Annotated in this window: 22 protein-coding genes; 11 read left to right on the top strand and 11 right to left on the bottom strand. The window is 38.8% G+C overall.

The features are described 5' to 3' along the window. The first annotated feature begins 4 nt into the window (after positions 1 to 4). Positions 5 to 967 (top strand): prolyl aminopeptidase, encoded by a 963-nt coding sequence (gene pip / locus GQ61_RS08555; RefSeq protein ID WP_085784930.1) that lies wholly within the window; start codon positions 5 to 7, stop codon positions 965 to 967. A gap of 1 nt (position 968) precedes the next feature. Here the strand turns inward: pip and sppA are convergent, their stop codons facing one another. The 6 genes from sppA to rfaD form a co-directional block, all read right to left on the bottom strand. Further along, on the bottom strand, positions 969 to 2,741 hold the full coding sequence (gene sppA, locus GQ61_RS08560) for a signal peptide peptidase SppA (protein ID WP_085784931.1): 1,773 nt from the start codon (positions 2,739 to 2,741) through the stop codon (positions 969 to 971). 9 nt (positions 2,742 to 2,750) lie between these two features. Continuing rightward, positions 2,751 to 3,572, bottom strand: a complete 822-nt coding sequence (fabI, locus tag GQ61_RS08565; protein ID WP_198157330.1) for an enoyl-ACP reductase FabI — start codon at positions 3,570 to 3,572, stop codon at positions 2,751 to 2,753. 72 nt (positions 3,573 to 3,644) lie between these two features. After that, positions 3,645 to 4,424 carry a peptidoglycan editing factor PgeF gene (pgeF, locus tag GQ61_RS08570; RefSeq protein WP_085784932.1) on the bottom strand — a complete coding sequence of 260 codons (780 nt, stop codon included), beginning with the start codon at positions 4,422 to 4,424 and terminating at the stop codon, positions 3,645 to 3,647. Positions 4,425 to 4,434: 10 nt separating this feature from the next. Continuing rightward, the gene (locus tag GQ61_RS08575) at positions 4,435 to 5,493 is read right to left on the bottom strand and encodes a class I SAM-dependent methyltransferase (RefSeq protein WP_085784933.1); all 1,059 of its coding nucleotides are present in this window, start codon (positions 5,491 to 5,493) and stop codon (positions 4,435 to 4,437) included. Continuing rightward, entirely contained in the window at positions 5,465 to 6,268 is an 804-nt protein-coding gene (gene lgt, locus GQ61_RS08580) for a prolipoprotein diacylglyceryl transferase (protein WP_085784934.1), read from the bottom strand. Before lgt ends, GQ61_RS08575 begins: the two co-directional genes overlap by 29 nt. Before the next feature lie 9 nt (positions 6,269 to 6,277). After that, complete coding sequence (gene rfaD, locus GQ61_RS08585; protein ID WP_085784935.1) at positions 6,278 to 7,264, bottom strand: ADP-glyceromanno-heptose 6-epimerase; 987 nt, start codon at positions 7,262 to 7,264, stop codon at positions 6,278 to 6,280. Positions 7,265 to 7,421: 157 nt separating this feature from the next. On the opposite strand from rfaD, the gene GQ61_RS08590 reads away from it, so the two are divergent. From GQ61_RS08590 to GQ61_RS08605, 4 genes are all read left to right on the top strand, one after another. Continuing rightward, on the top strand, positions 7,422 to 7,931 hold the full coding sequence (locus GQ61_RS08590; protein WP_085784936.1) for a type III secretion system chaperone family protein: 510 nt from the start codon (positions 7,422 to 7,424) through the stop codon (positions 7,929 to 7,931). Between the two features lie 3 nt (positions 7,932 to 7,934). After that, positions 7,935 to 8,750 (top strand): pyrroline-5-carboxylate reductase, encoded by an 816-nt coding sequence (gene proC / locus GQ61_RS08595; protein WP_085784937.1) that lies wholly within the window; start codon positions 7,935 to 7,937, stop codon positions 8,748 to 8,750. A 1-nt stretch (position 8,751) separates the two neighbouring features. After that, positions 8,752 to 9,300 carry a hypothetical protein gene (locus GQ61_RS08600; protein WP_085784938.1) on the top strand — a complete coding sequence of 183 codons (549 nt, stop codon included), beginning with the start codon at positions 8,752 to 8,754 and terminating at the stop codon, positions 9,298 to 9,300. A 72-nt stretch (positions 9,301 to 9,372) separates the two neighbouring features. After that, positions 9,373 to 9,816: a phasin family protein gene (locus GQ61_RS08605; protein ID WP_085784939.1), complete on the top strand. Its 444-nt coding sequence runs from the start codon at positions 9,373 to 9,375 to the stop codon at positions 9,814 to 9,816. Positions 9,817 to 10,069: 253 nt separating this feature from the next. Here GQ61_RS08605 and GQ61_RS08610 read toward each other — a convergent pair whose 3' ends face one another. Together GQ61_RS08610 and GQ61_RS08615 are read right to left on the bottom strand one after the other, a co-directional pair. Then, entirely contained in the window at positions 10,070 to 11,404 is a 1,335-nt protein-coding gene (locus GQ61_RS08610) for an ATP-binding protein (RefSeq protein ID WP_085784940.1), read from the bottom strand. Next, positions 11,404 to 12,102 carry a response regulator gene (locus GQ61_RS08615; protein ID WP_085784941.1) on the bottom strand — a complete coding sequence of 233 codons (699 nt, stop codon included), beginning with the start codon at positions 12,100 to 12,102 and terminating at the stop codon, positions 11,404 to 11,406. The genes GQ61_RS08610 and GQ61_RS08615 overlap by 1 nt, the downstream gene beginning before the upstream one ends. Before the next feature lie 114 nt (positions 12,103 to 12,216). On the opposite strand from GQ61_RS08615, the gene lpdA reads away from it, so the two are divergent. The 3 genes from lpdA to GQ61_RS08630 are packed head-to-tail and all read left to right on the top strand — an operon-like array spanning position 12,217 to position 14,991. Continuing rightward, positions 12,217 to 13,626, top strand: coding sequence for a dihydrolipoyl dehydrogenase (gene lpdA, locus GQ61_RS08620; RefSeq protein ID WP_085784942.1), 1,410 nt, complete (start codon positions 12,217 to 12,219; stop codon positions 13,624 to 13,626). An 11-nt stretch (positions 13,627 to 13,637) separates the two neighbouring features. Beyond that, positions 13,638 to 14,567, top strand: coding sequence for a lipoyl synthase (gene lipA / locus GQ61_RS08625; protein ID WP_085784943.1), 930 nt, complete (start codon positions 13,638 to 13,640; stop codon positions 14,565 to 14,567). After that, complete coding sequence (locus GQ61_RS08630) at positions 14,551 to 14,991, top strand: type II toxin-antitoxin system RatA family toxin (RefSeq protein WP_085784944.1); 441 nt, start codon at positions 14,551 to 14,553, stop codon at positions 14,989 to 14,991. The genes lipA and GQ61_RS08630 overlap by 17 nt, the downstream gene beginning before the upstream one ends. Positions 14,992 to 14,993: 2 nt before the next feature. On the opposite strand, the gene GQ61_RS08635 is transcribed toward GQ61_RS08630, so the two are convergent. Next, positions 14,994 to 15,944, bottom strand: coding sequence for a lipase family protein (locus tag GQ61_RS08635; RefSeq protein WP_198157331.1), 951 nt, complete (start codon positions 15,942 to 15,944; stop codon positions 14,994 to 14,996). 189 nt (positions 15,945 to 16,133) lie between these two features. Here GQ61_RS08635 and GQ61_RS08640 point away from each other — a divergent pair, with 189 nt between their 5' ends. From GQ61_RS08640 to GQ61_RS08650, 3 genes are read left to right on the top strand one after another with little or no spacing between them, the layout of a single operon-like run. After that, entirely contained in the window at positions 16,134 to 16,733 is a 600-nt protein-coding gene (locus GQ61_RS08640) for a thymidine kinase (protein ID WP_085784946.1), read from the top strand. 29 nt (positions 16,734 to 16,762) lie between these two features. After that, a complete protein-coding gene (locus GQ61_RS08645) occupies positions 16,763 to 17,647 on the top strand; it encodes a DMT family transporter (RefSeq protein WP_085784947.1) in 885 nt (294 codons plus the stop codon). A 6-nt stretch (positions 17,648 to 17,653) separates the two neighbouring features. Then, positions 17,654 to 19,243 (top strand): ABC-F family ATP-binding cassette domain-containing protein, encoded by a 1,590-nt coding sequence (locus GQ61_RS08650; protein ID WP_085784948.1) that lies wholly within the window; start codon positions 17,654 to 17,656, stop codon positions 19,241 to 19,243. Between the two features lie 61 nt (positions 19,244 to 19,304). Here GQ61_RS08650 and GQ61_RS08655 read toward each other — a convergent pair whose 3' ends face one another. Continuing rightward, positions 19,305 to 20,747, bottom strand: coding sequence for an efflux transporter outer membrane subunit (locus GQ61_RS08655; RefSeq protein ID WP_085784949.1), 1,443 nt, complete (start codon positions 20,745 to 20,747; stop codon positions 19,305 to 19,307). Beyond that, complete coding sequence (locus GQ61_RS08660) at positions 20,744 to 21,694, bottom strand: efflux RND transporter periplasmic adaptor subunit (protein WP_085784950.1); 951 nt, start codon at positions 21,692 to 21,694, stop codon at positions 20,744 to 20,746. The genes GQ61_RS08655 and GQ61_RS08660 overlap by 4 nt, the downstream gene beginning before the upstream one ends.

Genomic DNA, 21,694 nt, shown 5'->3' on the forward strand with positions numbered 1-21,694 from the left:
TAAAATGAGTGAAACCATGTATGAATTATTTCCTGCCATTGAACCATATGACTCAGGCTATTTATCTGTTGATGAATTGCATCAAATTTATTGGGAACAGTGTGGGAATCCTCAAGGAGTACCTATCGTTTTTATTCATGGTGGTCCAGGTGCAGGGTCATCACCGGGCAGTCGCCGATTCTTTGACCCCAAATTCTATCGTATTATTGTTTTTGATCAAAGAGGTGCAGGACGTTCAAGACCATTTGGTGAAATGCGTCAAAATACAACGCCTCTTTTAGTCGAAGATATGGAAAAGCTTCGTGATCTATTAGGTATTGATCAATGGATTTTATTTGGTGGTTCTTGGGGAACAACTTTGGGATTGGCTTATGCAGAGACCTATCCTCAGCGTTGTCTTGGTCTTATTTTGCGAGGAATTTTTCTTTGTCGTCCAAGTGAAATTGAGTGGTTTCTTTATGGAACGCGTACGATTTATCCAGAGGTATGGCAAAGGTTTGCTGATTATATCCCAAAAGAAGAGCGTCATGACTTGCTAAAGGCCTATCACGCACGTGTTTTACACCCCGATCCTCTTATTTCTATCCCCGCATGCAAAGAATATTTTCGTTTTGAAATGAGTATGGCTTATCTGACTTTCAGCGAAGAAAGTATTGCGAAAATTATGGAGGATGAAATAGCGGCTATCGGTCTTGCTAAGACAGAAGCACATTACTTTAGTCATGATACATTTCTCGAAGAAAATCAGCTCATTAAAAATGCATTTAATTTAAAGTCTATTCCTGGAATAATCGTGCACGGACGCTATGATATTGTTTGCCCCATTATTTCTGCTTATGAGTTACATCAAGTCTGGCCTGAAGCAGAGTTCATCATTGTCCCAACAGGAGGGCATGCAGGATTTGATCCTGCTATTATGCGTGAACTTTTGAAAGCCACGGAAAAATTTAAGACAATCCTTAGGTAAACTATTTTATCCGTTTATAAGTATTTGTAATGCTGAGAGCCTCTTCAGCAGGTCTTAACCCAAAAGCAGACTTCAAATCCTGAGCCAATAATCGCAAGGGTTGCATCATAATTTCAATGCTTCCTTCGTCACCGTGAAGGAACTGAATTAGCTTTTCAAAGTTTGATTTAGCCTTTGGAAAATGAATAGTTTCAATCTTTTCAGTAAGGGGAATTTTTGCTTCAAGTTTTGCAAGAACGATTGCTTTGTCTAGGCCGCCTAACTCGTCTACCAAACCAAATTTTTTAGCTTCTTCACCAGTCCAAATACGACCCTTGGCAATTTCCTTTACGTGATCTACAGAGAGATTACGTCCTTCTGCTACAATATTGATAAAGGAGTTATAAGTATAATCTAACCAATCTTGCAATTTGGTCCATTGTATTTCATTGAATGGACGCACAGAACTCCACATATCGGCGTTTTTGCCTGCGACAATACTGCCCCAGTTAATATTAAGCTTATTCCAGAATTTTTCAGTCGCAACTTTTCCTCCAAAAACACCTATGGAGCCAGTGATTGTTCCTGGCTCAGCAACGATTTTATTTGCATAAGCGCTAATCCAATAACCTCCAGAAGCAGCTGCATTTCCCATGGAAATAATAACAGGTATATTTTTTTCTTTTGCACGGCGTACTTGACGGAGAATAGTCTCAGATGCATTCGCTGACCCACCTGGACTATCAACGCGAAAGACAATGGCTTTTACATTGGGATGCTCAAAAGCCTTTTCAAAAGCTTTAGCAATTTCTGAACCGACCATATTTTGACTTTGAGTAAGAGGATTATACTCTAATTTTGATCTTGAAATCGCACCTACACCATAAATAAGCGCAATAATATCATCTGAAGGTTTCTTTTGTGGAAGTGAGTGCCAGTAATCCTTCAATGGAATCAAAGAATGAGAGCTTTCAGCCAGTTCTTTGGCTTTATGAATGACTTCATCATAATATCCAATATGATCTATAAGCTCTGAATCGAGAGCGTCTTGAGTTTTTACAAAAGGAGCGTCGTTGACTAAGGTTCTAATTTGTTCTTCTTGTAGGTCTCGATCAATAGCAACATCCCTAACGAATTGATTCATTAAAGAATCTAACACGGTTTTCCATGCTTCTTCATTGGCTGGAGAGAGAGCACTCTCAGTTAGGAAATCCATAGCATTTTTATATTGTTCTCGATGGCCAATTTGAGGATTGATTTGCCACTCATCCAAAAGCTTTCTTAAAAAAGGCATTTCGATGGCAAATCCTGTAATATTGACGAACCCTTGAGGTTGCACCCAAATTTCATCTGCAACTGCGGCTAGATAATAGGTAAGGGTGCCCGAGGAAAGTTCTCCAAAAGTATCTGAATAAGCGAGAACAAATTTGTTTGCTTCTCGGAACTTTTGCAAGGCTTGACGCAATTCTTGTACTTGGGCGATGCCTAAGACATTTGCTTGAATCTCAAGAACAAGCCCTTTGATACGAGCATCAGATTCACCTTGTTTTAACGCTTCAATAATTTCTCCAAAAGTTAAATGACGATGATCATACATAAGGCTGTAAAGGAAATTATCATCCATATGTTCAAAGATAGGACGATCTAACTTTATATAGAGAACAGATTTATCTGTGATTGAAGCGGTACGTGGTTGTATAAACTGTATTGCGAAAAAACTAAGCACAACAATAGAAATAATGATTACGCTTAATTTTTCAAAAAACCTAAACAGTCGCCCAAACCACTTTTTCATTTTTTTCCTTTATTCTTGGTTTTTTTCCTGAACAGAAATATCAGGAGCATCCGCAGCTTTCATCCCAACGACGTGATATCCACAATCTACATGATGGATTTCACCAGTTACCCCTGAAGAAAGATCGCTTAAAAGATAAAGGCCTGATTTACCAACTTCTTCTAAAGTTACATTACGTCTAAGCGGTGCATTGTATTGGTTCCACTTTAAAATATAATGAAAATCGCCAATTCCAGAAGCTGCGAGAGTTTTAATAGGGCCAGCTGACATGCCATTAACACGAATATTCTGCTTACCTAAATCCATCGCTAAATAGCGTACGCTGCTTTCAAGAGCAGCTTTGGCAACGCCCATAACATTGTAGTGTGGCATTACTTTTTCAGCACCATAATAACTCATCGTTAACAAACTGCCTCCTTGGGGCATTAAACGGGCCGCATGTTGACAGATAGCAGTAAATGAATAACATGAAATATCCATGCTGTTTAAAAAATTCTTACGTGACGTATTCACATATTTTCCTTTTAGTTCTTCACGATCGGAATAACCAATAGCGTGCAAAACGAAATCAATCTGTCCCCATTCTTTTTCAAGAGTTTGAAAAACGGATTCAATGTCGCTATCCACTGTCACATCGCAAGGCAAAATAATTTTAGAATTAATTGATTCAGCCAAAGGAGTAACGCGCTTTTGTAAAGCTTCGCCTTGGAAAGTAAATGCTAATTGAGCGCCATGGGCATGGAGCTGTTGAGAAATTGCCCAGGCTATGGAACGGTTGTTAGCCACACCCATGATTAAGCCTTTTTTTCCGGTCATTAGCAGTTGATTCATAGTTTGTAATTCCTTAAATGTTTCATTCAACTTTCATCATATAAAACAATAAATACCTCACTTTAAGAGGCACTAACATATCATTATGGATGAAACACATGTGCCAAAGACGCTTTCTCCTCGATGAGTAGAGCGCCTACAGCTAAAAAAATGTGTTTCATCAGTGTAGGTATTTAAGTGTGTGTTGTGGATAAATTCAACCCCTTCTTTTTTTAGACTCATATAAACCACGCCTGGTAGGTCAAAAAGATAGTGATTAGCTCGTCCACTTTGTTTGAAATGATCTTTAAATGAATGATCCTTAGAGGTAAAGGCTTTAAATACTTCTTCTCCGACTTCATAAGATTCTTGAGAAATGCAGGGGCCAATGGATGCATAAATATCCTTTATGTCGGCTCCTAATGCCATCATTTTTTTGACAGCTTTCTGAGGAATTCCTTTAAGAGTACCTTTCCATCCAGCATGTACCGCTGCAATTATTTGTTTTTTTGGATCAACCATTAAGAGAGGAACACAGTCTGCTGTTTGGACACCAATCAGTAGACCTTTTTTTTGTGTCACAAGCCCATCAACCACTGGAGGAGAAATGAACGGCTCTTCAAGGATCAAAACTTTCTCTGTATGTTCTTGTTGAGGAATTAAAAGAATAGGAGGATTGGAAGCGCTAAAATGACGCTCTATAAGATTTCGATTTTCCGAGACATGATATTTTTTATCCCCTTTATCATAACATACGTTAAGTGATTCATACATGCCTTGACTAACGCCCCCTTTTCTTGAAAAAAAGCCATGTTTGATTTGCGTGAATGGAGAGAAAAGAGGGGACAAAAATATTTTTAATTCTTGATTCATATTATAACTCTTATGCAGGGGTAAGGGTGAGAACTTTAAATAGGCCCCCCATTTCAGAAAGCCCTACAAGACGATGGAGAGCTTCTTCAGTGTGTTTGGCCTTTTGTTTCATTAAAATTTTTGTGCGTTCTACAATGCCATGTCTGAGCAGGAAATTACGTTGGGTTGAAATTTCAATTTTAAACTTTGGATAATCCCGAAAAATTTCTTTAAGTTCATGAAAATTTACGTGTGCACTCAGATCATGTTCTCCTGGATTTTCCAAAACTTCTTGGTGTTTATGGTTGGCTATGGCTTGAATAGTTTCACCAAAATAAGGTTCCTCGTATCCATAATCGATTATGATTCCAACTCCTCCTAATTTTTTGAGAGCCTGTGCTATATCTCTAATAGCTTTGAGTGTTTGTGGTGAAGATTCCAATACAGATCCTACAGATGCATCTACAGTTATGGTCTTGTTCAAAGGACCATCAACAAAACAAAAAGTTTGACTGTGTGAGTTAAAATCTACAAGTCGTTCATGCCAACCATCTTCTTTTTTTATAAATTGTTGAATTGGTAGGGCATCAAAAAACTCATTGGCAAGCAAGAAAACCGGTTGATGAGGGAGATTCTGAAGCGCTTCATCTAGTGAATTATGCCAGTTTATTCGAAAATCCTGCAAAATCTTTCCTTGTAGATCTCGGAAGTATGGGCTGATTTCAACTAAGTGGATCTGGATAGCATCTAAAAAAGAGGGTCTTATACGCGCTGATCTTAAAATATCATGCAAGAGTGTTCCTTTACCAGGGCCTAACTCTAAAAAGGTAAAAGATGAGGGACAGCCTAATTGTTCCCATTGATCAACAAACCAAAGTCCAATTATCTCTCCAAACATCTGGCTGATTTCAGGTGCAGTTAGAAAATCGCTCTCTGAACCGATAGGGTGTTGATGAAGATAATATCCACCTTCCTTCGAAGTTAAACAAAGCTCCATAAAGTTCTCAAGAGAAATTGGTCCATTTCTGTGGATCAGATCTATTAAAAGCTTCTTGAAAGGTTTAGTTTTTTGCTGGACGTTTAAAGACATAGACAAGATACAATACTCCAGCAATGACGAGAGGTAAGCTTAACCATTGTCCCCAAGTTGTTCCTCCTATTAGAAAACCGATATTTGCATCAGGTTCACGGAAACACTCAGCTAAAATACGAGAGAGACCATATATAATCATAAAGGTCCCAAGAATGACACCAGGTCGTTTTTTAGTATAGTCGGTTTTAAATGTAATCCACGCTAACACACTCCATAATAATATGCCTTCAAGAAGTGCTTCATAAATTTGACTTGGATGTCTTGCAAGAGGACCGGCTCCTGGAAAAATGGTTGCCCACGGTACATCACTTGGTCTTCCCACCAGCTCAGCATTAATATAGTTTGCAATACGGCCAAAAAAGAGGCCAAAGGGTACGCCAGCTGCAATGAGGTCTGTGAAAACAAAACCTGGGATTTTATGCTTTTTACAGTACCAAAAGAGAGCAATAATCACTCCTAAAAAGCCTCCATGAAAAGACATCCCTGGATGCCAAATCGCAAATATTTCTAAAGGATGGCTAAAATAATAACTAGGATTGTAAAACAAGACTTGTCCGAGGCGTCCACCTGCAATAATGCCCAGAGTTGCCCATGGGATAAATGCATCAAGATGATGTTTGTCTATAGCAAAGCGTCTTTTTTTAATTAGAAACTGACAATACTGCCAACCAATGAGAATACCCATGGCATAAGCAATCCCATACCAATGAATTTTAAGGGGGCCAAGATGAATAGCAATAGGATTTAAAGCCAGATAGGGGATTACAAACATTTTAGCCTCTTATCGATACGGATCATGTTGCATAAGGAAACCTTGAACGTATTGTTTTACACCTTCTTCTAATGAAGTAAAAGGCTTCTGATAACCAGCGCTCTTTAGTTTACTCGTAGAAGCTTCTGTAAAATATTGGTATTTTTCTGCGAGTCCTTCTGGCATATCTACATAGGTTATTTGCGGGGTCTTATCGAGTGCTGTGAATACTGCGCGAGCAAGATCATCAAAACTTCTTGCTCTACCGGATCCCACATTAAAAATACCGCTTACTTCTGGTTTTTCCAAGAGCCAAAGCATGACGTTGATACAATCATCAATCCATACGAAATCTCTTTGCTGACCGCCATCTGGATATTCAGGTTTATAAGATTTAAAGAGTTTGGCAGACTCGCCTTTTTGAATTGTATGATAAAGGTGGTTAACGACACTTTTCTGACTGCCTTTATGATATTCATTGGGACCGTATACATTAAAAAACTTTAAACCAACCCATTGAGGAGGAAGTTTCACTGAGTGATCATGCATAGAGATGAGGCGTCGATCAAAGAGATGTTTGCTCCATGCATAAGCATTAAGAGGGACGAGGTTCGCTAAAGCTTCGGATGAGACATGATCTTCAAAGCCTTGGTTTCCATCCCCATAAGTTGCTGCAGATGAAGCATAAATAAGACGTTTGGCGTTTTGCGAGCACCATTCTAAAAGCTGCATAGAAAGCTTGAAATTGTTGGTCATAATGAGGTCTGCATCGCGTTCCGTTGTTGTGGAGATAGCTCCCATATGAAAAACGGCTTTCACCGATCTGACATTTTTTTCAAGAAAAACGAACAATTCTTGGGGAGGGATGAGATCCGCAATATTATGGCGCTTAAGGTTTTGCCACTTTTCATCTTGTCCTAAGACATCACAGACAATAATAGGATGTTTTTGGCTGTGATCCAGAGCGGCAACTAAATTTGAGCCAATAAACCCAGCACCTCCGGTGACGATGATCATTGTGTTCTCCTGATTTCCTTTATGGCAGACTATAAGTTGTTCCATACTATAATGACAAGGGGGTGTGATATACATTATTCTCTTTGCAGCGATCCAAAAAGTATGTTACGACTGTGTCCGGATTTCAAATTGCCCTAAGATTTTGAAGGAGGGCGCCTTGCCAAAGGATGTACGTTCAGTGCGTGACTATCGTTTTCTCGCCAATCCTATTGATGTCATTGAAGAAATGATTGTTTCACAAGAATGGCCTTACCATAGGCCTGATTCTGAAGCTATTATTATTGAGATTCCAGGGCGCTGGGGAGACTATCGCATGGAATTTGTATGGCAGCAGGAAGTAGGGCTCCTTCAGATAACTTGCGTATTTGATATTCCTCTCAATAGCAAAAATCAGGCTACACTTTATGAACTCTTAAACGGAGTTAATGGGCAGACAATTATTGGTCATTTTGAACGCTCAAGCGAGGAAAATACTTTGAATTTCCGTTATTCCGTCTTCTTTGGTGATGCACGATTAATAAATGGCGAGCAAATGGAAGAGATTGTCGAATTGGTTTTTGATGAGTCCGAGCGTTTTTATCCAGTTTTTCAGATGACTTTGCTTGAGGGTAAATCTCAAAAAGAAGCTCTTTCAATTGCGCTTTTAGAGACGGTCGGGGAGGCATAAACCTTGACACCTCAGCGCCTCCTTTTAGTGGGATGTGGCAATATGGGGTACGCTATGCTTCAAGGATGGATGAAGCATTCCAGTTCTTTTTCTTCCATCACTGTTGTGACACCGCATTCTTCATCTTTAAAAGAGTTCCAAAATCATCATCAAATTTCTTGGTTCTCTTCTCCTGAACACTTAAAATCTAATTTTGATGTGATTGTTTTTGCTGTTAAACCTTATCAATTAAGCGATGTTCTACCTCATTATCGACAATATGTAGACAGTAAAACAATTGTGATCTCTATCGCAGCCGGTAAAACTTTAGAGTTTTATAGGTCTTATTTTGCACCTCAAACTCTCTTTGTGCGCGCGATGCCTAATACCCCATCAATAGTTTCTAAGGGTATTATTTTGCTTATTTCATCGATAAAACTCCAAGGTAATTCTGGCAACCAAGTGCAAGAAATCATGGAAGTTCTTGGGAAAATATTTTGGCTGGAAGATGAAGAGCTTTTTGACAAAGCAGCTTCTTTAAGTTCTTGTGGTCCTGGATATGTTTTTCACTTGGTGGAGTGTTTTGAAAAGGCAGCAATAGAACTTGGCTTAGAACAAGAAATAGCACAAAAGCTCTCACGAGAGCTATTTGTTGGGTGTGGAGCCTATTTGGAGAATACTGCTGAAAGTGCTCAAAAATTACGTGATCAAGTGACGAGCCCTAAAGGAATGACTGAAGCTGCGTTAAAGGTTCTTATGGGGAGTAATTTTCAAGAGATAATCAATAAAACTCTCAGGGCAGCGTATGAACGTGCCAAAGAAATCAGAAAAGAGGGCTAGCATGAATCTTTCTGACTTTGATGAAGGCATGAATTTGATTAAAGTTGAAGGTTGGCAATCTTTCGACCCTCAACAATATCCATTTTTAGCCGCACAGTTTTTAGACAAATACGTCTTCTTAAATACTTATCTTCAAGTCTTAAATGCTATCGCTCTTACCAAAGTGACCTTGGAAGAGAATGTAAGTCCTAAAGAGAAACTCTTTGAGCTTTTGATGGGGCGTTTTGATTTAATGTCTTCTCATAAACCAGCTCTTAAGAGAATCCCAGAAGAAGCTTGGTTGGATCCCAAAATATACTGGACATTAGCTCCCCTTGGTTGTGAAGCCTCTGCAAAAATAATTGATTTGGCGGGAGTGGAAGTCCCCCCTTTGTTAGGGTTTATTTCTACTCAAGCTTTTGCTCTTTTTTTACTATATATTACACAAATTTGGCTTCAAGATGATACGTCTGATTGTGAAAAAACGATGGCGTCCTTAGACCGCGGATTGGAGTGGTTGGGAGAGCTTAAGGGGTTCACAGGAAACCTAAGCAGTTTTTTTACAAAATAGGTTGACCTCAAGAGCATATAGATTCATAATAAGACTAAATTAATATCAATGAAGAAAAAAGGGGAGTAAACAATGGCCGCACCATCTACTGATAAACAATCAAACGCAAATAATTACAAAGATTTCTTTAAAAATTTCTCAATGCCTCATTTTAACATGGAAGCAGCAATGGAAATGCATCGTAAAAATCTTGAAGTTTTTACAAAAGCTCATAAAGCAGCTCTTGATACAGCAAAAGAAGTTGGTCAGCTCCATGGTCAATACACAAAAAAGATGATGGATGACATGAAGAACCACATTAGTAATGTCCGTTCAGTATCTTCCCGTGAAGATCGCATGAAAGTGCACGCTGATTCCATTAAAAATGGTTTTGAAAAAGCAATGGGACATGGTCGCGAAGTAATGAATATGTGGACAAAAACAAACCGCGATATTTCTGATTCTTTTGCAAAACGTTTTAAAGACGGCGTTGAAGAAGCAAAGAGCGCTGTTAAGCGTAAATCTTCAAAGAGCTAAAAATTCCTTTTTAAGCCGTACTGGTTAATATCAGTACGGTTTTTTCTTATCTATTTTTCAGTTCTGAAATTTCAATCCCTAAGATCTAACAAATCCATACTATCGAGATAGCATTATATTTTTGTGAAAACCTACGACAGGAAATGAGATAGGCTTTCAAGGTATATGTAAAAAAGTATGGAATGAAGCTTTCGTTGGTTGTTATACTTTAAAAATATAAATTTTATCATGTCTTTAGAAGAACAAGCAGAATTTAAAGAGGCAAACTGAGGATAACACGTAACCCCCCCTGAGGAGAGTCATTTAAACTAATCCTTCCACCGTGAGAATGGGCAATATCCTTAGCAATAGCCAATCCTAAACCGGTTCCTCCAGTCTCAAGGTTTCTTGAAGCATCCATCCTTACAAAAGGACGAAACATATCCTTGCGCTTATCTTCGGGGATTCCCGGGCCGTTGTCATCAATAAAAACATGTAAACGTTTTGGTTGGCGTTCTATATGGATCCAGACACGAGGTGCATAACGTACGGCATTATTGATAAGATTTGTTAAACAACGTAAAAGAGCATTCCAACGACCAGGTAAGGAAGGAAGGTGGGCAGTGCTCTTAAAGGTAATTTTATTTTGGGGGTGATTCTTAGTGATATCCCGTATTAGCTTATTGAGATCTATTAAAGTGAGAGGCTCACCATCTTCACCCTTTGCAAAAGCTAAATATTCATCAATCATGCGTGTCATTGCTTTCACATCACTTTGTAAATCTTTAATCTCTGCACTTGGTTTCATCATTGCGAGTTGTAGTTCCATATGTGTCAAAGGAGTTCGTAAATCATGAGAGACCCCTGCTAACATTTCAGTTCGTTGGCGAATTTGTCGCTGAATGCGTTCTTTCATGGAATTGAAAGCTTGGGCTGCTTTACGCACCTCATAAGCACCTGCAGGCCGAACATTTTTCACATCTCTGCCTTTACCAAAAGCACTCACCACAAGCGCTAATTTACGTAATGGTCGAATTTGATTACGCATGAAGAGAATGGAAATAATGAGAAAAAGTAAAGGTGTAGCAAGAGCCCACCAAAGAAGCAGAGGCGTGGTGCGTGTAAAAAGGTTTTTTGTAGGGCCAGAAAAGACAAAATTGCCTTTTACAGTAGCTACTTCAACTTGTATCATCTCGTCACCCATAGTCAGAGAGTAATTATATTTAACGCGATGATTCAAAGCTTTTACAAGGATACGTTCTCGCCAAGTATAGTTAGTATCGGAAAAAGTTAATATTCCCTCAGCAGGTTTAAGATTAAAGGTAAGATTCAGATAATTAGATGAATAGTGTCTTAATAAAGGAAGATCTTCTTGCATGGCACTTGTTTTAAAAGCCATTTCAGTTATGAGCGCAATATTGCCTGCCATATTGTCGGCTAGCAGTTCCATTTCTTTAGATAGATGACGATCAAAAAACACATATGCGACAGTTAATTGAATCAAGAGGACTGGCGCAATCATGATGACTAAAGCCCGTCCAAAGAGTGTTTTTGGCAAATATTTTTTAAGAAGTTTAAAGGGCTTACCTGGAAAAATACGTAATTTCATTATTGATCTGGCCTCAAAACATAGCCTTGATGGCGGACAGTTTGAAGATAAAGGGGTTGCTTTGGATTACTTTCAATTTTCTTACGAAGGCGTGTGATTTGAACATCAACAGTACGAGGGCTTAAGGACACGCCCGCGCGTTCTGCTAATTCTTCGCGAGAAAGAATAAAACCTGGATTATTTGCAAAAATTTGCATCAATGCTTGCTCAACAGACGTAAGGTAGATAGGTTTTGTTCCTTCTAGTAAAAGCTGCTGGTTTAAATCATAAGAACGTTTACCAAGAACAATTTTTGTAAAAGCCTGACTCTGGCGTGTAGAGCGTGACAAAATGCTATGAAGCCGTAACAGAAGTTCTTTAGGTTCAAAAGGTTTTGAGAGGTAATCATCGGCTCCTTTTTCAAGACCATCAATGCGATGCTCTACCTCACCGAGTGCTGTTAACATAAGAATAGGAACGTTATGTTTAGGATGATCAAGGTTTTTGCGAAAGCTCTCTAGAAACTCAAGACCAGATTCCTCAGGCATCATAAGATCTAGAATTACCAGATCAATAGATTGCTTGTTTAGGATCTGTCTAGCGTTTTCTGTAGAAGCAACAGTAGTGATTAGAAAGCCGTTTTCGCTCAAATACTTATCCAAGAGCTGGCGAAGACGCTTATCGTCATCTACCACCAATATATGGTGACGGTGTTTCATCTTTTAAATACATTTCCCATTTTGCTATATGATTTACATATTAAGACTTGCCATAAGACCCTGTATAGTGTTTTTTCAAAGGAAATATTATTCTTGTATAAGAAGGAGATGTTAATGGAAAGAACTGCCTTTGATTTGACAATAATTGGTTCTGGTCCAGGTGGCTATATTGCGGCAATTCGTGCTTCTCAACTAGGTCGTAAAGTAGCTCTCATTGAGGCTGAGAATTTAGGGGGGATTTGTTTGAATTGGGGATGCATCCCTACGAAAGCTTTACTGCGCTCGGCAGAAATCTATGACCATATTCAGCATGCCAGTGATTACGGCTTTAAAGTAGAAAAGACCACAATTAATTTTTCTAAAATTATTGAGCGTTCTAGAGCTGTTGCTGCACAGCTCTCAAAGGGCGTTGAATCTCTTATGAAGAAAAACAAGGTGACTGTTTTTCGCGGTCGAGGCTCTTTGGCTGGTGCAGAAGATGGGGTACGTAAGGTACTAGTCCAAAAAAGTGATGGAAAATCTGAAACTCTTCTTTCAAAAACGGTGATTTTGGCAACAGGAGCTAGAGCTAGGTTTTTGCCTAATTTAAAAGCGAATGAGTACATTTGGACTTATCGAGAAGCTATGATGCCTCAAGAGTTGCCAAAGACTTTGCTAGTGATTGGTTCAGGCGCTATAGGAGTCGAATTTGCTAGTTTCTATTGTTCTTTAGGTGTTCAAGTGACTATTGTTGAGCTGATGGATCGAATTTTGCCTGTTGAAGATGAGGAAATATCGAAACTTGCGCGAAAAGCTCTTGAAAAGCGTGGAATCAAAATTATGACCGAAGTGACCTTAGATTCACTTGAGAAAAAAGGCAAAGGTTTGGTCGCTTCTTTTAAGCAAGAGAATAAAGGTCATACTGTTGAATTTGATCGTGCGATTTTGGCCGTCGGTATTGATGCTAATATTGAGAATTTAGGTCTGGAGAACACAAAGATTAAAATTGAAAAGGGACGTGTTGTGACCAATGAATGGTGTCAAACGCACGAACCAGGAGTTTACGCTATTGGGGATATGACTGATGGTCCATGGCTCGCTCATAAAGCGAGTCATGAGGGAGTATTGGCTGTTGAACATTGTTCTGGAAATAAAAAAGTCCATGCGCTTAGAAAGACGCTTATCCCAGGATGCACTTATAGTACTCCTCAGGTAGCAAGCCTGGGCTTGACAGAAAAACAAGCTCTTGATCAGGGATATGAGATAAAAGTGGGTCGTTTTCCATTTATGGCCAATGGGAAAGCTATTGCCTTAGGTGAACCAGAAGGTTTGGTTAAAACTATTTTTGATAAGAAAACAGGCGAACTTCTAGGCGCACATATGATTGGCACTGAAGTGACAGAGCTTATTCAAGGGTTTGCTATTGCAAAAACTGCTGAATTAACAGAAGAGGAGTTGATGCAAACAGTTTTTCCTCATCCAACTCTTTCAGAAATGATGCATGAGTCAGTTTTGTCAGCTTATGGACGAACTTTAAATTTTTAATAGGTTTTTTTATGAGTCATGTTGAACCATCATCGTTGCCTTTAAAGAAGCCTGAATGGATTCGGGTGAAAGCTCCCGTTTCAAAAGAATATAATGAATCAAGAGAGCTAGTGCGTACTCATGGTTTAAATACGGTTTGTGAGGAAGCTTCATGTCCCAATATAGGAGAGTGCTGGGCAAAAAAACATGTCACAATCATGATTTTAGGAAGTGTTTGTACCAGAGCGTGTCGATTTTGTAATGTGGCGACAGGTATGCCTGACAAATTAGATCCCCATGAACCAGAACGTGTTGCAGAAGCGCTTTCAAAGCTTAATCTTAGCCATGTGGTGATTACGTCGGTAGATCGAGATGATTTACCTGATGGGGGAGCCAATCATTTTGCGCGTACAATCAAAGCGGTTCGTGTCGCTTGTCCTAACACAACCATTGAGGTTTTAACTCCCGATTTTCTCAGAAAAGAAGGTGCTCTTGAGATTGTTGTAGAAGCCGGCCCCGATGTTTATAACCATAATTTTGAAACCGTGCCACGCTTATATCCTACAGTGAGACCAGGAGCTCGCTATTTTCATTCACTCCATCTTCTGAATCGTGTGAAAGAAATAGCGCCTGCTATGTTTACGAAATCGGGTATGATGGTGGGACTTGGTGAAGAAAAGTCAGAAGTCTATCAAGTCATGGATGATTTAAGGTCAGCGGAAGTTGATTTCTTAACTATTGGTCAGTACTTGCAACCGACACCTAAACATCACCCAGTACGCAACTTTGTGACTCCAGAAGAATTTAAAGATTATGAGAGCATGGCGCGAGGAAAAGGGTTTTTGATGGTTTCAGCGTCTCCTTTGACGCGTTCTTCTTACCATGCAGGTGATGATTTTAAAAAGCTACAAGAAGCGCGCTCTCAGAAAATTGCACGAGGAATAAATGCCCACGCACGCTGATTGTTGCACGCTGCCTTATACGCAAGAGCAACTTTTTAATCTGGTAGCTGATGTTGAAAAATATCCTGAGTTTCTGCCTTGGTGCCAAAAATTAGAAGTGATCAAACGAGAAAATAATGAAGTAATCGCGGTTGTCACAGTTGGAGCTGGTTTTTTTAGTGAAACTTATACTTGCAAGGTCCAGTTAACGCCCTATCAGAGAATAGATGTCCGGTATCTTGAAGGTCCTTTTAAACATCTGAATAACCATTGGCAGTTTAATCCGAAAAGTGATGGATCCACAGAGATTGATTTTTTTATTGATTTTGATTTTCACTCAGGTTTTTTTCAAAAAGCCTTTGAGATGATCTTCAAAGAAGCTGTTCATCACTTAATGTCTGCTTTTACTAATCGCGCAAAAGAGCTTTATACTGATAAAAAATAAAATTACTTATTGTCTAAGTGCTCGCTAAGCCCTTTTATTTTATGTGCGTCCAAAGGATTTCTTGCAGAAGTAGCATAAGTTTTTTCAGTTCCAACGGTTTTTGTGCCGATTTTACTGACGATATCACCTTTGGTTCTGACATGTTCAGCTTCTGTATCCTTATGTCCCTCTCCAACTTTATTTGTCATAAAATCACCGCCAGGAGCATTAAAAGTATAGATTTTGATAATTTTTTGTCCTCGAGAGACTTTATCTCCAATGCCTTGTGCTAATGCTCCTCCTAAAGAATGCCCAGTAATGACAATCTTAGAATAGGGTATACGTGTACTTTTTATGACATTGTCATAAAATTCAATACCTTCAAGAATTGAATCATTGTAAAGACCCCTAGCAGTTGCCTGTCCAAGACCCAGTTCTTTAGATACAGTAGAGATACCGATTTGAAGATCTTTATATACATCTGTTTTCGTCTTTGTGCCACGATAGGCAATATATAATGCGCAGTCTTTGACACCTGCCCAAGCAATAGTTAGAGTTTTTCCTTTGAGATGACCCACCTCTTTAAAATCACTTCCTGTATAGCCTCCGTTTTCTCCCCAGGAATAAGCTAACTGAGAAGCTTTAGCCGCATTTGTTTCTAGAGCTGAATCTTCAATTGTGAGAGGACATTTCTCTGAAGGAACTGGGATAGAATAGTGAGCACAAACCTCAATACGCGAAAATTTATGACCACAATTTTTATCACACCATGCCTGTAATTCTTTGTTGTTCGTGCAAACTTGGCTTGGTTGATCACATACTCCTGTGCAATTTGCCCCCAAGCGTTTTATGTAATTAAAGCTAATCGAATGCGCGTTTTCAAAATTTGCACCACTAAAAAATATTATCATGAAAGCAAATACAAGTTTTTTACTTGAAGTTATTTTTGACTTCGAAGATTGATTATTTTTCATGTTATAACTTTTGATTGTTAATCTCATGTCATTTTATGAAGAAAAGTCTTAAAAAACATTTAACTGTAATTGTTAAAAATAGAGTCAGATACGCACGAGATAAATAATGACGATTTAAAAAGTCATTACCCTATTGCCAGTAGACTGTCCATCTCCTATAAAAACGGCAAAGGGAATGGGAGATCAAAAATGGCCAAGTTCTATTTCTATTATTCAGCAATGAATGCCGGTAAAACGACAACTCTTTTGCAATCGGAATATAACTATCGAGAACGGGGTATGGAAACTTTACTGTTTACACCTGTTTTTGATAATCGTCTTGCTAAGGGTAAAATTGCCTCTAGGATTGGTCTTAACCGAGATGCTCACACCTTTGATGAAAGCTTAGATTTTTTTAAAGAAGTTCAAAATTATAAAACGCGAAGTAAAAAACTATCGTGCGTATTAGTGGATGAAGGGCATTTTTTAAAAAAGCGTCAAGTTGAGCAGCTGGCGCGTGTTGTGGATGAACTCTCTATTCCTGTTCTTACGTATGGTTTGAGGACGGATTTTCTAGGTGAGCCTTTTGAGGGAAGCCGATATTTGTTGGCTTGGGCCGATAATCTCGTGGAAATTAAAACCATATGTCATTGTGGTCGCAAAGCAATTATGAATTTACGTGTCGATTCAGAAGGAAATCAAGTTTTCGAAGGAGAACAGATTGAAATTGGTGGCAATGAGCGCTATGTGTCTATGTGTCGCAAACACTTTTTGAACCCTGTTGAAACCAAAGTTCGTCAGATCTCTTAAAGTTCAATCCTAATTTAGGTTTTAAATAAATGTTGCTTGTCCTTTGTTATCTCGGAACCATTTTAATATGGGGATCTACTTGGTATCTCATTAAATTTCAACTCGGTGTTGTTCCAGTTGAATTATCGAGTGCGTATCGTTTTATTTTAGCAGCGTTTATTTTGTTTGGTTGGTGTTATTGGCGAGGCTTAAACATAAAATTTTCAATTAAAACCCACTTTACTCTATTGTGTATGGGGTTTTTCATGTTCTCTTTGAATTACATCATGTTTTATTGTGCAGCCTCTTATGTCATTAGTGGTCTCAATGCAGTTCTGTTTTCGTGTGTTATTTTTTGGAACATTCTCAATGCTCGCTTGTTTTTGCGACAGCAAGTGCATCTTTTCATTTTTATAGGAGCAACAATTGGAGTCTCAGGACTAATTTTTATTTTTCTTCCTGAGCTTCTTAAAGTGAATTTTGATAGGCAATTCTTGATAGGGGTAGGATTTGGGTCATTAGGAGCTTTTTCAGCTTCATTAGGCAATATTCTTTCTGCAAAGCACTCAAGAGATGGGATCGGTATTACTGAAGGCAACGCTTGGGGAATGCTTTATGGAGGAATAATTAGCTTTATTATTGCAATGGCACAGGGTAAAGCAATTATCTTTGATTTTTCTCTAACCTACATGAGTTCGTTATTTTATCTGGTGTTTTTTGGATCAATCGTGGCTTTTGGCTGTTATTTAACATTGATTAAAAAAATAGGTGCTGATAAAGGAGCGTATGCGCTCATTTTGACACCACTTGTCGCTTTGATTATCTCTCAGTTTTTTGAGAGCTTTGTATGGACATTTTGGTCATTCTTAGGAATGATCCTGTTAATTTTCGGTAATATTATTATTCTTTGGGGAAAGAAACGTAAGGTTTCTTAAAATAGCATGTTACACATTCGCAATATCACCTATCGCATAGCAGGACGTACTCTCTTCGAAAATACGTCGGCTCATTTACCAAAAGGCCATAAAGCCGGTTTGGTCGGACGCAATGGTACGGGAAAATCGAGTCTCTTTAAACTGATCATGGGTGAAATACATGTTGACCATGGTGAAATCGAAATAAGAAAAGGATCTCGTATTGGAGTTGTTGCCCAAGAAGTTAACGTGAAGGGGCATACCCCCTTAAGTTTCGTGTTATCTGCAGATCATGAAAGAACAAGGTTATTAGAGCAATCAGAAACTGAAACGGATCCTCTACATTTAGTTGAAATTCATAATCGTTTAATCGAAATTGATGCTTATAGTGCGCCTGCTAAAGCTTCAAAAATCCTTGTAGGTTTAGGATTTGATGAGGAAGCACAGCAACGACCACTTCAAGAATATTCTGGTGGTTGGCGTATGCGCGTTGCTTTGGCTGCAGCTCTTTTTTCCGAACCTGATTTATTGCTTTTAGACGAACCCACAAACCATCTTGATTTTGAAGCGACTGTTTGGTTAGAGGGATTCTTAAAAAATTACCCTCAGACTCTCCTTATCATCAGCCATGATAGACAAATGTTAAATAGTGTAGCTGATCGTATCTATCATCTCCATGATTGTAGGTTGATGCTTTATTCAGGCAATTATGACTTTTTTGAGAAGACAAGACGTGAAAGGTTGGCACAAGAAAAAGCTGAACAAGCTAAACAGCAAGAGCGTCGTACACATATTCAAGAATTTATTGATCGTTTTCGCTATAAAGCATCTAAGGCTCGGCAGGTACAAAGTCGTATTAAGATGTTGGAGAAATTTGATCCAGTGATTTCAACAAAAGATGATCCAACTTTTAGGCTGGATTTCCCTGAAGTTGAAATGATGCCTCCTCCCATGATTACTCTTGAAAAAGTATCTGCAGGGTATGGAGATAAAGTTGTTCTTAAAGGACTTAATCAAAGGATTGATCCCGACGATCGTATTGCTCTTTTAGGTCAAAATGGTAATGGAAAGTCTACTTTTGCAAAATTAATAGCGGGAGAACTTGCACCACTTTCGGGTCTAATTACGCGGGCACCTAAAGTTCGTGTAGGATATTTTCATCAATATCAAATTGAAGCTTTACGACCTAAGGAGTCTGCTTTTGAGCATTTGGAAAAGCTTTTGCCCAATTTACGTCCTGACCAAGTACGTGCACGTTTAGGTCGTTTTGGGTTTTCCAGAGATAAAGCGGATGTTGCTGTTGAGAAACTTTCTGGAGGGGAAAAGTCACGCCTCAACTTTGCTCTTGTATCTGCCCTTGAACCGCAAATTTTAATTTTGGACGAACCAACGAACCATTTGGATATGGAAACGAGGGAATCCTTGATCATGGCTATTAACGAATTCAAAGGTGCAGTGATCTTAATCACCCATGATTGGCATCTCTTAGAATTGACAGCTGATCGATTGTGGCTGGTTGCTAATCAGAGTGTTAAGAGATTTGATGGAGATCTTAAAGACTATCGTCGATTTGTCTTAAGTGGTGGTAAAGAAGACGCTCACAAATCAAAAAAATAACAATGATATTAAAAAGCTTAAAGTTGAAGAAATTCTCTCACGTTATACAACGCTATCATGACTAAGACGAATGCTTAAGACTCATGAAGGACTGCCATCCACCACCGACTGCTTTAAATAAACCAACGGCATTAAGAGCAACAGACTCCTGACTGAGAATTTTATTCAACTCGTTATCATAATAAGCTGTTTCTGCCGTTAAAACGTCAAGAAATGTACTTAAGCCTGTCTGGTATCTTTTAAGGCTGAGATTTGCCGCAGCTTTACTTGAAGATGCAGAAAGACTTAAATGTTCGAAGTGTAGGATTTCTTTACCAAGCTTGACTAAGGAGTCTTCAACATCTTTTAAAGCGACCAATACGGTTTTTTTATAAGTGTGAAATGCTTGATCTTTTAAAGCTTCAGCCGACTCAATATTTGCGCGAATACGGCCAAAATCAAACAGAGTGTAGCTCACACCTGGACCAAAACTAAAAAAGCCACTTCTTGGTTGAAAAAGATTTGAACTCTTTAGACTCTCATAACCAAAGCTCCCTGTTAAAGTAAATTTTGGAAACAGATCTCCTATCGCTATACCAATTTCTGCTGTTTTAAGCTTCAGTTGTTCTTCCGCACTGCGGATATCTGGACGTCGTTCGAGAAGTTCAGAAGGAAGGCCAACATAAATAGAGGAAGGAGGTGTGGGAATTTCCTTTGCTTCTTCCAACCTCTTGACTAAGTGATTAGGCTCTTGACCTAGTAAGATGCTGAGCTGGTGTATGAGGAGTTGAATAGTTGCTTGTAACGGAAATATCTTTGCATAAGCCGCATCTCTTGATGCTTGCGCTTGAGAGACAGCTAAGTCTGTTCGCAGCCCAGAAGTTTGTAAATCTTGATTTAAGCGGTAGAGTTTATCTAATTTTTCGTAGGATTTTTGAGCGAGTCGTAATTGCTGCTGCGTACTTCTAAGTGTTATATAATTTTGCGCTATGTCTGCAATTAAAGCGAGAAAAACACCATGGGCATCAGAAATACTTAAATCTAAAGAAGCAACTGCAGATTCTTCAGCACGACGCAATCGACCAAATAAATCAATTTCCCAGCTAGTGTCTAATTCGCCACGATATAAATCATAAAACCTTTTTCCTAAGCTTTGTTGTGGAGATGTGTAAGCGTTTCGACTGTTTTGACGATGAGTTAAAGCTCCTGAAAGCGAAAATTGAGGGAATAAGCCTGCTTCTGCACTTTTAACGAGGGATCGACTTTGAGCAATTTTTGCTTCTGAAACTTTAAGATCAAGGTTAGATTCTGTTGCAGCATGTATAAGTGCAGTCAAGACTGGGTCATTAAAGTTTTTCCACCATTTAATATCCTCAGAGAATGGAGCGCTTTGATTGATTTTTTCTGACCAGTTTTCAGATATATCAATCTTGGGTCTTTCATAATCAGGTCCAATTTCACACCCAGCTAAAAGTAAAACACCTACGAGCAAAGACTTTTTCTTGAGGTATAGTTTGATCATCATGATGGGGGAGCCTCAATATAAACATCTACCTGTTGACCAATATAAGATGGCATATCTTTGGGATCAAAACTGTAAATCACCTGAAGGACGCGAACATCTATTCTTTCCGTAGAATCACCCGTAAGACTTTTTTTAGGAACTACATAGGGTTCAGTATATTGGAACTTAAGCGGGATTTTTATGGAACTATTGCCGCGCAAAAAAGCTGTTGCGTTTGTATTAGGCTGAAAACGCCACGCATCAGTTTCATCAATATCAACGCGTATGTGAAAATTTTGCACGCCCCCAAGAATCATCAGGGGAGTCGCTAATTGAGTTGTTGGTACATATTCACCAGGGTGGATATTGATTTGTAGAATGGTGCAATCAATAGGAGCTCTTATCCTCTGAAGATCTAAAGTTGTTTGGGCAGTTTCTACATCAGCTTCTGCTGTTTTGATATCTGCCTTAGCTGATTGAAGAGCAGCTTCAGCAATCATTACGTTATTTCTTCGTGTAATAAACTCTTCTTTACTTATGGCGCTTGCATCTTTCAAACCTTTGACAAGCTTAAATTTATCTTGGGCATCATTAAGATTTGTTTGTGCTTGAATAATAGATGCTTTTGCTTTTTCAAGTTGTGCAAGTTTAGAGTTAAGGGCATCCTTTGCTTGACGTGGATTAAGGCTAAATAATGGTTCTCCCTTTTTAACATGGGCGCCCACCTCTACCAGAACTTTTTCAACGATACCAGAAACAAGGCTGCCAAGTTTGATATTCTCCGTTTGAGCTTCAATGATTCCTGCTCCAGCAATGAAATCTTTATAGGGAGATGACGAAGGAAGAGTAACAGGATGAGAAATTTTGGGTGTCTTTTGATCACGAATAACCATGCTAATGCCACCAATGACGCCTAAGGCAGCTATGATATATAAAATTCTGTGTAAAGCGAAAAGGTCTTTTTTCAT

Source organism: Candidatus Nucleicultrix amoebiphila FS5 (assembly GCF_002117145.1).
GTDB classification, from domain to species: Bacteria; Pseudomonadota; Alphaproteobacteria; order Caedimonadales; family Nucleicultricaceae; genus Nucleicultrix; species Nucleicultrix amoebiphila.

What these genes read in the sequence shown, in the direction of transcription:
- pip (WP_085784930.1), top strand. Translation starts at nt 5, where the DNA reads ATGAGTGAAACCATGTATGAATTATTTCCTGCCATTGAACCATATGAC.
- sppA (WP_085784931.1), bottom strand. Translation starts at nt 2,741, where the DNA reads ATGAAAAAGTGGTTTGGGCGACTGTTTAGGTTTTTTGAAAAATTAAGC.
- fabI (WP_198157330.1), bottom strand. Translation starts at nt 3,572, where the DNA reads ATGAATCAACTGCTAATGACCGGAAAAAAAGGCTTAATCATGGGTGTG.
- pgeF (WP_085784932.1), bottom strand. Translation starts at nt 4,424, where the DNA reads ATGAATCAAGAATTAAAAATATTTTTGTCCCCTCTTTTCTCTCCATTC.
- GQ61_RS08575 (WP_085784933.1), bottom strand. Translation starts at nt 5,493, where the DNA reads ATGTCTTTAAACGTCCAGCAAAAAACTAAACCTTTCAAGAAGCTTTTA.
- lgt (WP_085784934.1), bottom strand. Translation starts at nt 6,268, where the DNA reads ATGTTTGTAATCCCCTATCTGGCTTTAAATCCTATTGCTATTCATCTT.
- rfaD (WP_085784935.1), bottom strand. Translation starts at nt 7,264, where the DNA reads ATGATCATCGTCACCGGAGGTGCTGGGTTTATTGGCTCAAATTTAGTT.
- GQ61_RS08600 (WP_085784938.1), top strand. Translation starts at nt 8,752, where the DNA reads ATGAATCTTTCTGACTTTGATGAAGGCATGAATTTGATTAAAGTTGAA.
- GQ61_RS08605 (WP_085784939.1), top strand. Translation starts at nt 9,373, where the DNA reads ATGGCCGCACCATCTACTGATAAACAATCAAACGCAAATAATTACAAA.
- GQ61_RS08610 (WP_085784940.1), bottom strand. Translation starts at nt 11,404, where the DNA reads ATGAAATTACGTATTTTTCCAGGTAAGCCCTTTAAACTTCTTAAAAAA.
- GQ61_RS08615 (WP_085784941.1), bottom strand. Translation starts at nt 12,102, where the DNA reads ATGAAACACCGTCACCATATATTGGTGGTAGATGACGATAAGCGTCTT.
- lpdA (WP_085784942.1), top strand. Translation starts at nt 12,217, where the DNA reads ATGGAAAGAACTGCCTTTGATTTGACAATAATTGGTTCTGGTCCAGGT.
- lipA (WP_085784943.1), top strand. Translation starts at nt 13,638, where the DNA reads ATGAGTCATGTTGAACCATCATCGTTGCCTTTAAAGAAGCCTGAATGG.
- GQ61_RS08630 (WP_085784944.1), top strand. Translation starts at nt 14,551, where the DNA reads ATGCCCACGCACGCTGATTGTTGCACGCTGCCTTATACGCAAGAGCAA.
- GQ61_RS08635 (WP_198157331.1), bottom strand. Translation starts at nt 15,944, where the DNA reads ATGAAAAATAATCAATCTTCGAAGTCAAAAATAACTTCAAGTAAAAAA.
- GQ61_RS08640 (WP_085784946.1), top strand. Translation starts at nt 16,134, where the DNA reads ATGGCCAAGTTCTATTTCTATTATTCAGCAATGAATGCCGGTAAAACG.
- GQ61_RS08645 (WP_085784947.1), top strand. Translation starts at nt 16,763, where the DNA reads ATGTTGCTTGTCCTTTGTTATCTCGGAACCATTTTAATATGGGGATCT.
- GQ61_RS08650 (WP_085784948.1), top strand. Translation starts at nt 17,654, where the DNA reads ATGTTACACATTCGCAATATCACCTATCGCATAGCAGGACGTACTCTC.
- GQ61_RS08655 (WP_085784949.1), bottom strand. Translation starts at nt 20,747, where the DNA reads ATGATGATCAAACTATACCTCAAGAAAAAGTCTTTGCTCGTAGGTGTT.
- GQ61_RS08660 (WP_085784950.1), bottom strand. Translation starts at nt 21,694, where the DNA reads ATGAAAAAAGACCTTTTCGCTTTACACAGAATTTTATATATCATAGCT.